The organism is Streptomyces herbicida, assembly GCF_032656585.1.
In the GTDB taxonomy this organism is placed as follows: Bacteria; Actinomycetota; Actinomycetes; order Streptomycetales; family Streptomycetaceae; genus Streptomyces; species Streptomyces herbicida.
In genome coordinates, this window is the sequence record NZ_JAUYWJ010000022.1 from 132,389 (window position 1) to 147,676 (window position 15,288).

Below are 15,288 nucleotides of genomic sequence, written 5' to 3' on the forward strand. Positions count from 1 at the left end.
CCTGCCCTGCCCCCAGGGGCAGAGCATCTGTCGGTGATCTGCTGGACGCGGCGTTTCACGGCAGGTTCTCCTCCCAGGGGTCGTTCAGCGGAGTGAGTCCGAAGGTGCGGTGGAGTCGCGTCTGGGTCGCCTTGAGACGCCTGATGCCTTCGTCGAACTCTTTCCAGCCCCGGGTCTCCTGCGCGGCTTCGCTGGGGCTCTGGCTGTGCATGCCGTCCAGCCGGGTCGAGTTGAGGACGTCGCCTGCGCCGTCGTGGAGATGCTTGAGGGCGGCTGACCAGGTGGCCTGGGTCTTGACGTCGGGGATGGGGCCGTATTCGCGGACCCGGTCGAGGGTGTCGAAGAACGGTCCGAAGTCGTAGACCCAGTCATTGCTGGTCTGGAGGTCCTGGACGTCGACGGCAGTGCTGATCAAGCTGACGAGCTCGCGCTCGCCGCCTGATTCCCACCAGTAGATGACGTTGTTGGCGATGTACGAGGGGTCGGCGGTCAGCGCCGAATGGGTGGTCGGCGTGGCGGTGTCCGCCGGTGTCAGAGCGGGCGTCGGCGTCTGCGCCGGTGTCGGCCCGCCGGCCGGTGTGGTCTGCGGGCCGCCCGAGCAGGCGGCCAGCGCCGAGGCGGTGAACGCGGTGAGGAACAGGGCGCGGACGCACGGGAGATGACGCGCGGGCCGGCTCATCGCTGGGCCCTGCTGATGAGGCGGGCGAGCAGGAGGGTGCGGGGTATCACGCGGTCGATCAGCACGTACTCGGTGTCCGCGTGGGCGCCGCCGCCCACCGCGCCCAGGCCGTCCAGCGTCGGACAGCGCGCCGCCGCGGTGTAGTTGCCGTCCGAGGCGCCGCCGACGGCGGCCGCCCGCAGGGGCTCCTGGCCCAGTTCCGCGGCGATGCGGGAGGCGAGGGCGAACAGGTCGGCGGAGGACACCGGTTCCATGGGCGGCCGCTGCGCGCCGCCCAGGATCTCCAGCCGGGCGCCGGGTGTGCGGGCCGTGAGTTCGTGCATGAGCTCGTCGATCCATTCCTGCGCGTCCACGGTCGGAACGCGTACGTCCACGGCCACTCGGGCCCGCGCGGGCACCGTGTTGCGCGTGCTGCCGGCCGACAGCAGGGTAGGCGTGACGGTGGAGACGCCCAGGGCGGGATGGGTGACCCCGACGGCGCCCATCGCGGCCCCGATGCCGGCGACGGCCAGCACCTGGTGGGCGGCCTCGACGGCGGCGTTGACCCCTCGGTGCGGTTCCTGACCCGCGTGCGCGGCGTGGCCGTGCACCACGACCTCGTACCGCGAGGTGCCCTTGCGGGCGGTCTTGAGCGCGCCCTTCTCGTCCGCGGCTGCCTCCAGTACGAGGGCGGCCGCGCACGCCTGCGCCGCCTCCTCGATCAGCTTCCGTGAGGTCGGCGAGCCGACCTCCTCGTCCCCGGTGACCAGTACGCACACCCCGGCCAAGGAGTGCAGCGAGGCCAGCGCGTGGAACATCTGCACCAGGCCGGCCTTCATGTCCAGGACCCCGGGCCCCCGGGCGATCCCGTCGGCCACCGACCAGGGATGTGTCCGGAGCGAGCCGATGGGCCAGACCGTGTCGTGGTGCCCCAACAGCAGCACCCGCGGGCTGCCGAAGGCCCACCGCAGATGGGTCACCCCATCGATGACGATGCTCTCCGGCTCGGCCCCCAGCAGCCTCGCGCCGAGGGCGCCGACCACCTCGGCGCTGCGCGTCACCGAAGGGTGGTCGGCCGAGAAGGACTCGCACGTGACGAGCTCCTCCAGATCGGCCAGCATCGCCGGCAGGGCGAGCGCGGACCCCCGGCTCACCGACCCCACCCCTGCTCAACACCCCGTCGCAACAACACACTTCCCCCTCACATCTCACGGGCGATTGGGGCAGCGGCGCACTCCCCTTCCGGTGCGCCGCCGCGTGACCGACGTTAGGACCGGGCAAGGCAGGACACCAGCGACTGGATTGCATGGGATCTATGCGCCAGAAGAATGTGTTCGGGCAAGATGGCCGATGGCCGGACGAGGGTCTTGGCGGCGGGAGGAACGTGTACGAGATCGATGCGCTGCGGCTGCTCGTGACGGTGGCCGAGACCGGTTCGTTCACGCATGCCGCCATCCGGCTCAACTACACGCAGTCCGCGGTGTCCCGGCGTATCGCCACGCTGGAACAGCAGGCGGGCGGGCCCCTGTTCGAACGGCTGCCGAGGGGCGTACGGCTCAATCCCGCCGGGCGGGCGCTGCACCGGCACGCGGTGGAGGTGCTCGACCGGCTGGCGCGGGCGCAGCGGGAACTGGCACGCGGGCCACGGCGGGCTGCTGCACGTGGGCGCGTTCGCCACCGCCAACATCCAGCTGGTGCCCACCGCCCTGCGTGCCCTCCAGGAGGCCAGGCCGGACGTCGAGGTCGTGTCGATCGAGGGCCCGACCGACACGCTGATGCGGCGCCTCACGGACGGGGCACTGGACCTCGCCGTCGTCAGCGACTACCCGTCCGGGCTGCCGTCGGCCGACGGTGTCACCACGACCGAACTGGGCGAGGACGAACTGCTCGTCGCCCTCCCGCGCGAGCACCGCCTGGCCGAAGCCGAGACGGTCGACCTGTGCGAACTACGCGACGAGCCCTGGGTGCAGAGCGCCTATGGCGACCGCCCGACGATGCTCGCCGACGCCTGCGCCCGGGCCGGCTTCACCCCCAAGAAGATCATCCGGATCGCGGAGTGGGCCGGGAAATTCGGCTACGTCGCCGCCGGACTCGGCGTGGCACTGGTTCCCTCCCTGGCCGCCTGGGCCGTCCCCGACGAAGTCGTCCTGTGCCGCCTCGCCGACCCCGCCCTGCGCCGCACCCTCCACGCGGCCCTGCCCGCCACCCCACTGCCGGCGGCACTGAAACTGCGGGACCTGCTGCGCGACGGCGTCGGCTGAACCCCTCCGCATGGCGAACTTCGCCTTGAGAACGACTCTCGCCACCGCTCCGTGAGATGTCCATCCGCGAGATGCGGGCGGCGGCGCCGCCATGGGCGACCTGGACCGCCTCACCGGCTACGACGGACGAGAAGTACCGCCGCAGCGCCTGGGAGGCGAGCATCGAGCAGCATAGGCGCACGCGACCCGGTTACAGGGAAACACACTCCGCAGCGACCAGACCATGACAGCCTGTGATCAGAGAGCAACCACGACACCGCGACGCTGCGCGACGAGCGGGGCCGGTTCGTCGACGACGAGTCCTGGGGCTATCGCCGTGACGGCGTTGACCGTCACGGCGGTGGAGACGACCGTCACGCGACGCCCGCCGCCGACGAGATTGCGGGTGCCATCGGCCGGTGACACCGGCCTGGCCGCCGGTCGGCACCCGCACAGGTGGCGCGCCCCTGCTCTGCTGCTAGGGGTGCACCCAGGCTCACCATGGCGGTGCCGTCTGCTCGCATCCGGTCCGCTGCCTCTTCCCCGGGGTGGCGGGCCGGCTGGTGTGTGGTTGGCGGAGGATGGTGGGGCGGTTTGCTCGGCGAGGTTGATGGTGAGCGGGTAGGGCAACTTGTCGGCAGCCGTCCCTCCGCTGACATACGGGACTGATGAGGAACTCTCGCCGGAAAGCGTCTATCTCCGCGAGACCGCGGAACTCGGTTGGCACTGAAGGAGGCAGCCATGCGCCACACAACCGTGCAGAGGACCCTGAAGACGGAAAGCCGCCGGATCCGCGAGAAAACCGATGAACGTCCTGCCGGACGGCCCGAGGTGCGCAAGGACATCGCACGTACTTGGTGGCCCGACAGCTAACGCACCTGCCGTAGCTCACGCGGCCTGATGCAAGGGTGCGGTCAGCCGGGGCGTCGCTCGGTGCCCGCAGCCGGACGGCGCTCACGGCGCTCAGCGGCATGACCAACAAGAAGCTCTCTGTTTCCTTCGTGGTGACGCTTGCGGGGGACCCAGCCTCTACCCCGTGCGGCACGCCTTTGCGCCCCTGGCATTCGATGCCCGGCGGCGGCTACTAGGGGCCGATGAACACGCCACGCTGCCGTCGGCTCGGTGGCGGGGATGGTCGTCATCGTCGTCTGCGGTCTGCTCGTCCCGGCTGCGCTGGTGGGGGCGTACTCCTCGGTATCCGGGTGCCCCGCCCCGCCGGGAGCCCGCACCGCCCTGGCGCTCGGAGCAGCCCGTGCGCTCAAGCTCTCCCCGGGGAGCAACTGCCCTACGGGGGCTCGGTGCGCGAGGTCCAGGTCTACGGGCGGCGGGCGCGGGTGGTCCTCAACGCCGACACCCTGTTCCTGTCGGTCTTTCCCGCCGGGTGGAAGGTCACCGCATCAGGCTGCGTGCCGCGCTCGCAGCAGCCGTATCAATGCCAGATCAAAGGCGGGTGACCAAAGGATACGGACCCTTTTCACGCTCCTGCTGCTGACGGTCGGCGCCGGTCTGAGCTACTTCACCGCGATCGGGCTGATGCAACGATGAGCCGCTTGATGCGGTTCGTGAAGCACGACAGCCTGACCCTGGCCTTCGGTACCGGCTTCCTGCTCACTCTCGCCGGCCAGGCCGTCTCCGGCCACGCCGATTTCAACAATCAGCTCGTCACCGACGGGCACAAGGCAGGCGTGGAAAGCGACGCCGAGCAGAAGGTCGGCGACCACGCCGGCCCCGCCTCACCCCGCTGGGCAGCCGACACAGGATGGCGGCAGAAGCTGTACTCGCGCTCCCTGGGCACCGTGGGCCGCCATCTTCGTGTGGTCGTGGCTGGCCCACTCCATCACCGGCGCCGCCGCCTACAACGAGCAACACCTGCGCCAGCTCCAGGCACCCGTCTCCTGGCCGCAGTACCTGGAATCCGCGGACTTCTGGAACCGCACGCTGCAGAACTGGCAGTCCGAACTTTTGGCCGTCGCCTCGACGGCCATCCTCTCGGTCTACCTGCGCCGGCGCGGATCCCCCGAATCCAAGCCCGTCGGCGCCGCCCACACCTCCACCGGAGTCGAGGGGTGAAGTGGCTCCACCGTCCATGCCCGCATGCTCGCACCGAGCTCGCGCCCATGCGCCGGTGGGCCTGACCTGCTCCGCGTCAGGACGCGGTGCAGTTGCACCCGGCCAGCTGTGTTCTGTGAAAGCACATGTGTGGGCCCCGCCCCGTGGGGCACCCAGTGTTGCGATAGAGAAAGGTGCGTCTTCGTACTGTCTGGCGTAAACCGTCATCGTGGCTCGTGGCCGCTGACCGAGATCGGGCAGGCGGAGTACGGAAGCGCGGCGCCCCTTCGTGCGGGAGTCCGCCGGCTGGAGGTGCGCGATGACGCTGCAGACACCGGAGCACCTCCTGCCCGGGCACCTGCTGATACTGCCGGGCGTGTATGCCCCGCAGGGGGACACCGGGCTATTGACGCGAGCCGTGTGCAGGGAGGAGATCGGTCCGGGGACCGAGGTCCTGGATCTCGGGACTGGCACTGGTGCCGTCGCCGTGCTGGCCGCGCGCCTGGGTGGGCGGGTGACGGCCGTGGACATCTCCTGGCTGGCCGTGCTGACCGCGCGGGTCAATGCCCTGCTGGCGGGGCAACGCATCCGCGTTCGCCGAGGCGACCTCACCGATGCGGTCGTGGGCCGCTCCTATGACCTGGTCGTCAGCAACCCGCCCTACGTGCCCTCGCCCGGGCCTCGGCTTCCACGTCGTGGCCAGGCCCGGGCCTGGGACGCGGGCCGGGACGGACGGGTGTTCGTGGACCGCATCTGCGACGCCGCGCCTGCGGCCCTGCGCCCCGGCGGCGTCCTTCTGATCGTCCATTCCGGCCTCTGCGGAATCCGGGCCACGCTGCGCCGTCTCGGGCGCGCCGGTCTGCGGGTCTCCATTGCGGATCGCGCCTTGGTGCCATACGGCCCGGTGTTGCGCTCCCGGCGGCCGTGGCTGGTCCGGCAAGGCCTCGTGCATGAGGGCGAGAGCCGAGAGGAACTGGTGGTCATCCGTGCCGAACACTCCTGAGCGCCCACGCCGTGTCACCGTCGTTCCCGGAGGACCGCTGCTGGTGGAAGGACCCATCGAGGTGGTCTGCGCCGACGGCAGGGTCGTTCGTTCCCGGCGCTTCCAGGTCGCGATCTGCACCTGCCGACGCAGCCGTATCTATCCGTGGTGCGACACCAGCCACCGCCGCCGCACCAAACGAGACCAGGAGGCGACGTGACCGGCCCGCAACTGCCCACCGCGCGCGGGGCGTTGTCGGCTGCCGTGCTCGGCACGCTCCTGGGCAGCGAGGCGGAGCCCCTGCCGCTGGACGGACATGACCCGTATGGGGACGACCTGCAGCTCGCCCTCTATCTCCTCTACGAACTCCACTATCGGGGCTTTGAAGGCGTGGCCGATGAGCGCGAATGGGATCCCGAACTGCTGGCCCATCGCCGCGCTCTGGAGCAGTGTTTCCTCCAAGAACTGCGCCTCGATGTCCCGGCGGACACGGATGCCGATCAAACTCTGGCAGCGCTGCTGGTGGAGCCCGCCAACCCCGGCGAATCCAGCGTCAGCCGCCATCTGGAGTGCGACAGCGAACTGTGGCAGCTGCGGGAGTACGCGGCGGTGCGCTCCCTGTATCACCTCAAGGAGGCCGACCCGCATGCCTGGGTCATCCCCCGACTGCGCGGGCGGGCGAAAGCGGCGATGGTGGCCATCGAGTTCGACGAGTTCGGCGCCGGGCGCGCCGACGAGATCCACGCGCAGCTGTTCGCCGAGCTGATGCGGGATCTGGGCCTGGAGACGACGTACGGCCACTACCTGGAAGCCGCACCCGCCGAGGCACTCGCCACCGTGAACCTCATGTCCCTGTTCGGACTGCACCGGGCCTTGCGCGGCGCGCTCGTCGGGCACTTCGCGGCGGTCGAGACCACCTCGTCACCGGGCTCCCGCAGACTGGCGGCGGCACTGCGCCGCCTCGGCGCGGGCGCGGCCGCGCAGCGGTTCTACGACGAACACGTCGAGGCGGATGCCGTCCACGAGCAGGTCGTGCGCCGCGACGTGGTCGGCGGGCTCCTGGAGGTGGAGCCCCAGCTGGAATCCGACATCTGCTTCGGCGTCCAGGCCACGGGATTCCTCGAGGACCGGCTCGGTGCCCACCTGCTGAAGGCCTGGCGGCAGCGGCACAGCGCCCTGCGCCTTCCGCTGGCCGACATCGCAGAAAGGAAGCAACCATGACCGAGGACCCGACGCGCAAACACCCCCGCCCCGACTTTCCCGGCCAGGAACAAGAGCACCCGGGATGGACCGGCCCCATGGACCCGCCGCCCGACCATGGCGAGGACTCCTACAGGGGCAGCGGACTCCTCCGCGACCGCAAGGCGGTGATCACCGGCGGTGACTCCGGGATCGGCCGGGCCGTCGCGCTCGCCTACGCCCGCGAAGGCGCCGACGTGATTTTCACCCACCTGCCGGAAGAGGAACAGGACGCCAGGGAGACCGCACGCCTTGTCGAGGACGCCGGGCGCAAGGCCGTGGCTGTGGCGTGCGACATCCGAGAGGAAGACGAGTGCCGACGGCTGGTGGAGCGTGCCGTCGACGAGTTCGGGCGCATCGACATCCTGGTCAACAACGCCGCCTACCAGATGTCGCAGCCGGACGGTATCGAAGCCATCTCGACGGAGCAGTTCGACCGTGTCGTACGGACGAATCTTTACGGCATGTTCTGGCTGTGCAAGATGTCCCTGCCGCACATCCCCGCCGGCGGCTCCATCATCAACTCCACATCGGTGCAGGCGTACAAGCCCAGCCCGCACCTGCTGGACTACGCGATGACCAAAGGAGCCATCGTGACCTTCACGCAAGGGCTCGCGCAGATGGTGATCGGTGACGGGATCCGCGTCAACGCCGTGGCTCCGGGGCCGGTGTGGACACCGCTGATCCCGGCGACGCTGCCCGACACGGTCGAATTCGGCAAGCAGGCCCCGATCGGCAGGCCCGCCCAGCCCGCCGAGATGGCACCGGCCTATGTCTTCCTCGCCTCACCCCAGGCCAGCTTCATCACGGCCGAGATCCTCAACGCCACCGGCGGCACCCCCTTGCCCTGACGCGAAGACGCTCTTGTGCCGGACGGGCTGCCTCGTGCCTTCACCCCGTTGTGCTTGCTTTCTGTCCCCGAATGACCTCCCGGCGCCACGGGAAGCACGGTCCGCGCAGCGCGGCTGCCGCGACGCCGAGCCGGGTGTGCGACGGCAGGCGTGACCCGGGCAGCGGGAGGTGCGTGGGCGAGGCGTGGCTCGACTGGGGCGGGCACAGCAGGGACGCTCCGACATGGAATGGCGGGCCTGCACGGCCTGTGCTGAGGCGTGGCGGCACTCCGGTCATGACCCATCCGTACCCGACCGGCTGAGTTCTGTGAGCCCGGGCCGGGTGCGGCGGCGGCTCCCCATCGGTGAGGCTGGTGGCGTGTCCGAGCGCCGTGTGATCGTCTACCCGCCGTCCGAAGCCGGTGGCCGCAGGGTGGGCATCGATGACCGTCTCCTCGGGGTTGCCTACAGCCTCCACGACCTCACTGTGTTCCTGCAGAACGCCGGGCTGACCGGCTGGGACGAGCTGGATGTCGTCGAGTCGGATCTCATCGAATGGCATGAAGGCGGCCGAGGTGTGGACACTCTGACCGCGCGGGTGCCGCATTAGCGCTCGGGGGGTGGACGGTGGGAGCAGGACTTCGCCGTCGGCATCGTGCAGAGTCTGGACGATCTCGGAGGGTGACCGGCCGGGGCTCCTGAAGGTCCGCCGACTGTGCCGGGTGATCACAGCAGGACCGGGTACTCGCCCGCCGTGCGAAAGACATCTGAGCGTTTTCCGAATGAGGAGGCCGCTTCGTCCGCAGTCGACGAGGCGTTGAAGGAGCTCGAGGAACAGGGCCGGAAGGAGGATACCGACACGAGTACGCCCTCGCGTCAGGGCTCCGGCGACCCGATCACCCCGAGCCCTCGGGCCAACGAGAAGACCGCGCAGGGACGGCCGTCCGCGCCGGGGGAATGATCACCTTGCTACGCCCGCGGTGCCTCATGAGAGGGGCGCCATTCGACGCAGACGGCAGGAGTCGCAAGCGGGAGAGGCAGTACGTGCACATCAATAGGAACCCTGAGGAGCGGGTGAATCCTGCGGCAGGGGCCAAGATCGCTGCACGGGCGGTGAACAAGGAGCGGGCACGCTCCGCTGAGTCGCGCACCTCACGCAACACCTCGACTTGTGATTCAAAGTCCGCGTCCCAGCGTGGCGTTGAGCGACGACCCCACCAGGGTGCCGAGGGTCCCACCAAGGACCAGATGTACGGAGAGGTCAAGGAGTTCGCCATCAAGGGGCGCTCCTTTATGAACAAGCAGCAGCTGTATAGGGCGTTGGGCCGTTGACCGGTCCGCGCCCGCTGATGATCGGAGGTTCTGTCCGTGGCTCTGGGAGCGCTGCAGCGTACGGCCGCCTCGTGGCGCCGTTGGCGTAGGGGTGCGGACCTGCGTGTCCCGCTGGAGGACACCAGCGTCGAGGCTGCCAACCGGCGGTTCGTGCTGTTCGGCCTGTTGCCACTGTGGGTGGCGCCGGCGGTCGCGGACTGGTGGATGCACAAACGTACCCGCATCGAGGAAACGAGCGGCGTGCGCGAGTCCGCCGTGCACGCGCTGATGATGACCGAGGCAGGCGTTCCCGTTGCCATGGGGATCCTGGCGCGGATCAATCCGCTGGTGCTATCGGTCATGGGTGCTGCGGCGGCCGTGCATGGCGCCACCGCACTCTACGACGTGAGCCTGGCGGTGCAGGAACGGGAAGTGAGGCCCCTCGAGCAGCACATCCACAGTTTCCTGGAGGTGCTGCCGCTGTCGGCGCTGGCGTTCACCTCGTGCCTGCACCCCGATCAGGTGCGCTCCTTGCTACGTGGCGGCCCAGAACCCGGCGCATGGAAGCTCCTGCCCAAGCAGCACCCGCTGTCCGCGCGCTACCTCATCGGTCTCGGCGCTGTGATCGGTACCGGTGTGATCCTGCCGTACGCCGAGGAGATGCTGCGCTGCATGCGGGCGCGCCGCCGTGCCCCGGAAGGGCCGTCGGATGACCAACTGCCGTCTCGCGCGTCGGACTGATCTGCTGACGGTACCCGACACCTGGGGGACCGCCAGACCTTCAACAGATGACGCCTGCGAAGTTGAGTGATGAGGGCGATGGGGCCGGAGGCGTCGGCCTGTCCGAAGAGCAGTGGTCGGCGCGCGCCAAGATCGTGGTCACCACCGAGCCCCGTGTCCTGCGGCAGCGGTGCGGCTGCTGCTGCAATCTGTGTTTGAACCGCGCTGCGGCGTGCACGCGCCTGGTATGACCCCTTTGAAGCGAGAGACAGAGCGAAAGTATGAAGCCCCGTCGGCCGAGGACGCCTCGTGGCTGCCGGATCTCACCGGTGTGGACGGCATCGTGTCGGTTGTGGGGAACGGCCTCGACGAACTGGACGCCGTGTACTACGACACAGTCGACCTGCGCCTGGTCGGCGGCTCGGCATCGCTCCGCCGGAGGACCGGCGGGGCTGATGCGGGCTGGCACCTGAAACTGCCCGCGTCCGGGGACAGTCGGGACGAGGTGCGGGCCCCGTTGTCCGACACGGTTCCGGATACCCTGCGTGACCTGGCCCTTTCCCGCACCCGGGGGGTAGAACTGAGGCCAGTAGTCCGTATCTGGTCCACCCGCAGCACGCGGCACCTCGTCGATTCCGAAGGCGCGGTCCTCGCAGATCTGAGCCTCGACAGGGTCCGCGCCGAGTCCCTCGGCGCCACGACCACACGGGCCTCATGGACCGAGATGGAGGTCGAGCTCGCCGAGGATGCCGATCCCCTGCTGCTTGATGTCCTCGACAAGACGCTGCGCAAGAACGGCATCGACCGTGCCGGTCATTCGTCCAAGCTGACCCGGGCACTGGAAGAAACAGGAAGAGCAGCGCCGCGCCTGCCGGACGGGCGTGCCGAGGTCGTCGTACCCGGCTCAGCGGGCGAAGAGGTCCTCAGGTACGTGGACGACCAGGTACACACCTTTGTGGACCTCGATCCAGCGGTACGCCGCGGCCTGCCCGACTCGGTACACAGGATGCGCGTAGCCTCGCGTCGACTGCGCAGCACCCTGCGTTCCTACCGGGCGGTGCTGGACCGCGAGGTCACCGATCCGATCCGCGCGGAGCTCAAGTGGCTGGGCGGGGAACTGGGCGCGGAACGCGACCAGGAGGTCTTCATGGAACGCCTCGGCTCGCGCGTCGGGGCCGCGCCCCGTGAGCTGATCCTCGGGCCCGTCGACGCCCGGTTGCAGGTGTGGAACGTCGCCTGCGCCTCCAAGGCGCGGCAGCGCACCCTCGACGCCCTGCTCTCACCCCGTTACCTGGCTCTGCTGAATTCCCTGGCCACGCTCACGGAGCAGCCGCCACTGCGCCGCAAAGCCGCTCGCAAACCGGAGAAAGTGATGGCCAAGGCGATCCTCAAGGAGTACGCCCGGCTGGCTGACCGGGCAGCACACGCGCTGGAGCTCCTGCCGGGGACGGAACGCGACGCAGCCCTCCACCAGACCCGCAAGGCGGCCAAGAAGACGCGGTACGCCACCGAACCGGCGCGCGCCTCGCTCGGCAAACCCGCCAGGCGGCTCGGCAAGCGCATCAAGGCCGTACAGAAGGTGCTCGGGGAACACCAGGACAGCGTGGTTGCGCGCGACGTCCTGCAGAACCTGGCCCGGGCGGCGCATGCGGCCGGAGAGGCCGGCTTCACCTGGGGACTGTTGTACGGCCAGGAGCAATCCGTGGCACAAGAATGCGAACGTGAACTGCCAGCCGCATGGGCCGATGCATCGAAACCCAGGCTGCGCAAGGCGCTGGTCCACTGAAGATCGAGTTCTCCGGCTTGATGCCTGGATGCTCGTGGTCGGCGGGCTCCTGGAGTGCCTGCCGCGTGCGTGGGATGACGGCGTGGGGGACTCGTGTGTCTCGGACGAACGCCGACACGACCGGAGTGCCTGCAGATGTCCAACCCGCACCAACCCGAACAGCGGCGCCCGCAAAGGCGGCGCCGCACCCCAGCTGAGCGCCGAGCTCCAGGCGCGGCACACCGAAGGGGAGGACGGGCACCCTCACGGCACGGACAAGGGCCGCAAGGGCGGGGGAGAGGGTAGCGGCGTGCCGCCGGGTCAGCAGGCCGACCATCCGTGAAGCCGGATTTGAACGGTCGTCGCGGTACCGGGACGCGGGATCTCAGGTCTCAGCAAAGGAGAGACACCATGCCGGCCGGAGCGAGCTCCAAGCGGGAGCGGCAGTACGAGCACATCAAGAAGAGCGCCGAGGACCGCGGTCGAGTCGACCAAGCGGGCCAAGGAGATCGCCGCACGGACGGTCAACAAGGAGCGGGCCAGGTCGGGCGAGTCGAAGAGCGCCGGCAGGGCCTCCACGCGTGAGCTCAAGGCGGCGTCCCAGCGGCGGTCAGCGCTCGCACAGTGGCGCTGGACGCGCACGCTGTGACGCCGATCATTCCGTCTTCCAGATCAGCTGCCTACGCTGTTGCGCCACGAGCGGGGCAGCGTGGCTCCGTGAAGACAGCTCGCGGGACCGATCAGCCGGACACAGGCGAGCGCGCTCACGAGGGACCGAGCCCGACGATCTGACACCCGTCCGTCCGCGTCCGCCGTCGGAGACGCGTGAATCTTGGCCCACATCCGACGGCGACCGCCTCGTCCACCACACCGAAGTCGTCTTGCCGTGCGGGAGCTTCCGGGCATGGCGGCGGCATCCCTGGCCTGAGTGTCGGTGAGAAGCGGCAGGGCGAGCTGTACGAGCAAGCGACCAAGCTGGACATCCCCGGTCGGACCAAGGTGCCTGCTCAGCCATCTTGGTGGAGCTCAACGGCCGTGTATCCAGGGTGCGTTGGTGCGTTGCTGTGCATGCGACTGGCCCGCTTGCGGCAGTCCGGGCGCCCCCCCGGTCGACCGGTGAAACAGCCTCTCACCACTTCGCCGAGGCACCGCTGACGTGTCCACTCGCGCATCGGGCCCGGAGAACGGCACATCCTCCACCGTCTTGCTCGCCACGGCAGGAAACATCCGCGAAGCGCCAATAACCCGACGAGGGCGGGTGTCGGCCGTCGGGGTCATGTCTCCAGCATCAGTTGGTCGCTGACGCTGTGCAGGATGCGAGGAGGCCTCGCCCCCACGCATACGTGTTTAGTACGGCAGCACCCGTCCTGAGGGCGTCCTGCGGTCGACGTCCTGGTCGCGGGAAGGGGTGGGCCGACGGTTGACGCGCACCCGTATTTGACGGTTCATTACGTCCATCCGGGGATATCTGCTCGTCGAGTCCCCGCGGGCGCCCGAACGAAACGTTACGGCAGATGCAGGGCCTGTACCGGAGTCTCACGGCACGGCGAAGTATGGACCGCAGAGTGGCTTACCGGGTGAACGTGGTGGTCGTTCGTAACGGACGGTTGTCCGGACCGGCTCGCAGCCAGGGGCGGCGGAACCTCAGCCCCGCCGATTGCGAGCGCCGAGGCGGCGGCGGGCGGTGTGCGGCGCTCAAGGGTGTGCCGGAGCAGGCGCGGGCGAGGTTGTGGACTGTTTGTCCCGCGGCTGAGGATCGGCCGTGTCGGCGCAGGGGCGGGCGAAGTCGATCTCCTTCGCGGTGGTGATCCGGGCGCCCATGTTGCGCTCCATCATCTCCAGGGCGGCGGATTCCAGATGGGGGTGGATGGAGGCGACTGCGTCCTTGGGCACCGTGACCCCCAGGTGGCGGATGTGTGCATCCAGAGCGGAGTAGAGGACGCACTGCTCGGTGACCTGACCGCTCAGCACCACATGTCCGACGCCCAATCGCCACAGGAGGTAGGACAGAGGCGTCTCGTAGAAGGCGGAATGGCGGGCCTTCACCACGAAGAGCGACTCGTCGTCGGGCCTTATGGGCTCGATCAGGTCGGCGTGCGGTCGGGCCAGTGCGGTGTCGAGGAGTTCTCCGTGGTGGGAGCGCCACGATCCGAAGTTGTCGTTCGCGTAGATCACCGGCACGCCCGCCCTGCGGGCTCGGCCGATCAGCTCCGCCAGGACGGGCACGACACGTCGGACGGACGGCACGAGCAGCTCGGCGTCCTCGTGGTCGTAAGTGTTGATCATGTCGATCACGACGAGAGCGAGCCCCGTCGTGCCTACGGGCTGGTCCACGGCTTCCGCCGCCCATCCGGTGCTGTCACTCGCGCAGTCGCGGCAGGATCTTCGTTCGGTAGAAGTCGAAGAAGCCCTGCTGTTCCTTGCCGATCTGGTTGACGTACACGCTGTCGAATCCCGCGTCGACGAACGCGGTCAAGGCCTTGAGGTGCGCGTCCGGATCGTCACCGCACGGTACGGCGGCCGCTATCTGGTCCTCGGTGACCAACTCGGATGCCTGTTCGAAATGGGGTGGGGTCGGCAGGATCTGCGGGAGCTCTCCTGGCAGTTGCTCATTGGCCCACAGGTGGTGTGCGGTGCGGAGCGCCTGCCGCCGGTCTGTGCCCCAGCACACCTTCAGTCCGCCGTACACCGGCTTGCTGCCGCCGCCGCTGCGGCGGAAACGCTCGACGAGGGCGGCGTCGGCCATCATCGTAATCAGACCGTCGCCGATGCGTGCCGCGACTTCCGCGGCCGACGGGCCGAAGGCGGAGACATCGATGGGAACCGGCTCGTCGGGCAGGGTGTACAGGCGCGCGTTCTCGACTGTGTAGTGCTTGCCGCGGTGGCTCGTCTGCTCGCCGGTGAACAACTGCCGGATGATCTGGAGCGCCTCTTCCAGCATTTCCAGGCGTACCGATGCCTCAGGCCAGCCGGTGCCCAGAATGTGCTCGTTGAGCGCCTCGCCGGTGCCGACCCCCAGTCGGAAACGGCCGCCCAGTTGGGCGGCGCTGGTGGCGGCCGCCTGGGCGATCACGGCGGGATGAGTGCGCACGAGGGGGCAGGTCACCGCCGTTTCGATGGGCAGCGAGACGGCCTGCGACAGGGCGCCGATCACCGTCCATACAAACGGACTCTGGCCCTGGCGGTCGTTCCACGGGTGGTAGTGATCCGAGATCCACAGACAGTCGAACCCGGCCTGCTCGGCCATCCGGGCCTGATCGACGAGTTCTGCCGGGCTGTGCTCCTCGCATGACAGGAAGTATCCGAAGTCGGGCATCGTCTCTCCCCCAGGTGGAGCGTGTGGTGGCGGTTCCGTTCCCGGGAACGCGCTGCCGAGTACCCGGTGGACCGGAAGGGCTAACAAGGACGGAGTTCCTGGGAGTGAGGGAGGGTTCGGGGAGGCGGATTGCCCAGTGGGGTGAGGCAGGGCCGGCGTGGTCGTCGACCTCTGCTCG

General features: G+C 69.1%; 15 protein-coding genes and 3 pseudogenes. 13 read left to right on the top strand and 5 right to left on the bottom strand.

Annotation, left to right across the window (positions count from 1 at the left end):
- Positions 1 to 55 precede the first annotated feature (55 nt).
- Complete coding sequence (locus Q8A52_RS36795) at positions 56 to 679, bottom strand: hypothetical protein (RefSeq protein ID WP_316759641.1); 624 nt, start codon at positions 677 to 679, stop codon at positions 56 to 58.
- Positions 676 to 1,779 carry a M20/M25/M40 family metallo-hydrolase gene (locus Q8A52_RS36800; RefSeq protein WP_316759793.1) on the bottom strand — a complete coding sequence of 368 codons (1,104 nt, stop codon included), beginning with the start codon at positions 1,777 to 1,779 and terminating at the stop codon, positions 676 to 678. Before Q8A52_RS36800 ends, Q8A52_RS36795 begins: the two co-directional genes overlap by 4 nt.
- A gap of 263 nt (positions 1,780 to 2,042) precedes the next feature.
- Here Q8A52_RS36800 and Q8A52_RS36805 point away from each other — a divergent pair.
- Positions 2,043 to 2,919 (top strand): annotated as a pseudogene (locus Q8A52_RS36805) (LysR family transcriptional regulator).
- 237 nt (positions 2,920 to 3,156) lie between these two features.
- Here Q8A52_RS36805 and Q8A52_RS36810 read toward each other — a convergent pair.
- Complete coding sequence (locus Q8A52_RS36810; RefSeq protein ID WP_316759644.1) at positions 3,157 to 3,324, bottom strand: hypothetical protein; 168 nt, start codon at positions 3,322 to 3,324, stop codon at positions 3,157 to 3,159.
- 872 nt (positions 3,325 to 4,196) lie between these two features.
- Between Q8A52_RS36810 and Q8A52_RS36815 the strand changes: the two genes are divergently transcribed.
- From Q8A52_RS36815 to Q8A52_RS36865, 12 genes and pseudogenes are all read left to right on the top strand, one after another.
- On the top strand, positions 4,197 to 4,352 hold the full coding sequence (locus tag Q8A52_RS36815) for a hypothetical protein (protein WP_316759647.1): 156 nt from the start codon (positions 4,197 to 4,199) through the stop codon (positions 4,350 to 4,352).
- Between the two features lie 99 nt (positions 4,353 to 4,451).
- Positions 4,452 to 4,520: pseudogene (locus Q8A52_RS49240) on the top strand (hypothetical protein); the annotation flags it as partial.
- A gap of 190 nt (positions 4,521 to 4,710) precedes the next feature.
- Positions 4,711 to 4,968 (top strand): DUF6766 family protein, encoded by a 258-nt coding sequence (locus Q8A52_RS49245; protein WP_408649312.1) that lies wholly within the window; start codon positions 4,711 to 4,713, stop codon positions 4,966 to 4,968.
- Between the two features lie 298 nt (positions 4,969 to 5,266).
- Complete coding sequence (locus tag Q8A52_RS36825; protein ID WP_316759650.1) at positions 5,267 to 5,950, top strand: HemK2/MTQ2 family protein methyltransferase; 684 nt, start codon at positions 5,267 to 5,269, stop codon at positions 5,948 to 5,950.
- Between the two features lie 43 nt (positions 5,951 to 5,993).
- Positions 5,994 to 6,149, top strand: coding sequence for a CDGSH iron-sulfur domain-containing protein (locus Q8A52_RS36830; protein ID WP_408649313.1), 156 nt, complete (start codon positions 5,994 to 5,996; stop codon positions 6,147 to 6,149).
- Positions 6,146 to 7,150, top strand: coding sequence for an iron-containing redox enzyme family protein (locus Q8A52_RS36835; protein ID WP_316759655.1), 1,005 nt, complete (start codon positions 6,146 to 6,148; stop codon positions 7,148 to 7,150). The genes Q8A52_RS36830 and Q8A52_RS36835 overlap by 4 nt, the downstream gene beginning before the upstream one ends.
- Positions 7,147 to 8,019 (top strand): SDR family oxidoreductase, encoded by an 873-nt coding sequence (locus tag Q8A52_RS36840; protein ID WP_316759658.1) that lies wholly within the window; start codon positions 7,147 to 7,149, stop codon positions 8,017 to 8,019. Before Q8A52_RS36835 ends, Q8A52_RS36840 begins: the two co-directional genes overlap by 4 nt.
- Before the next feature lie 358 nt (positions 8,020 to 8,377).
- Entirely contained in the window at positions 8,378 to 8,608 is a 231-nt protein-coding gene (locus Q8A52_RS36845) for a hypothetical protein (protein ID WP_316759661.1), read from the top strand.
- Between the two features lie 377 nt (positions 8,609 to 8,985).
- Entirely contained in the window at positions 8,986 to 9,330 is a 345-nt protein-coding gene (locus Q8A52_RS36850; RefSeq protein ID WP_316759796.1) for a plasmid stabilization protein, read from the top strand.
- 36 nt (positions 9,331 to 9,366) lie between these two features.
- Positions 9,367 to 10,050 (top strand): diguanylate cyclase, encoded by a 684-nt coding sequence (locus Q8A52_RS36855; protein ID WP_316759664.1) that lies wholly within the window; start codon positions 9,367 to 9,369, stop codon positions 10,048 to 10,050.
- A 226-nt stretch (positions 10,051 to 10,276) separates the two neighbouring features.
- Positions 10,277 to 11,815 carry a CYTH and CHAD domain-containing protein gene (locus tag Q8A52_RS36860; RefSeq protein WP_316759798.1) on the top strand — a complete coding sequence of 513 codons (1,539 nt, stop codon included), beginning with the start codon at positions 10,277 to 10,279 and terminating at the stop codon, positions 11,813 to 11,815.
- A gap of 390 nt (positions 11,816 to 12,205) precedes the next feature.
- Positions 12,206 to 12,426, top strand: a pseudogene (locus Q8A52_RS36865) (plasmid stabilization protein); the annotation flags it as partial.
- Positions 12,427 to 13,489: 1,063 nt separating this feature from the next.
- Here Q8A52_RS36865 and Q8A52_RS36870 read toward each other — a convergent pair.
- The gene (locus Q8A52_RS36870) at positions 13,490 to 14,128 is read right to left on the bottom strand and encodes a cysteine hydrolase family protein (RefSeq protein ID WP_408649314.1); all 639 of its coding nucleotides are present in this window, start codon (positions 14,126 to 14,128) and stop codon (positions 13,490 to 13,492) included.
- 25 nt (positions 14,129 to 14,153) lie between these two features.
- Positions 14,154 to 15,110, bottom strand: coding sequence for an LLM class F420-dependent oxidoreductase (locus tag Q8A52_RS36875; RefSeq protein WP_316759666.1), 957 nt, complete (start codon positions 15,108 to 15,110; stop codon positions 14,154 to 14,156).
- Positions 15,111 to 15,288 lie beyond the last annotated feature (178 nt).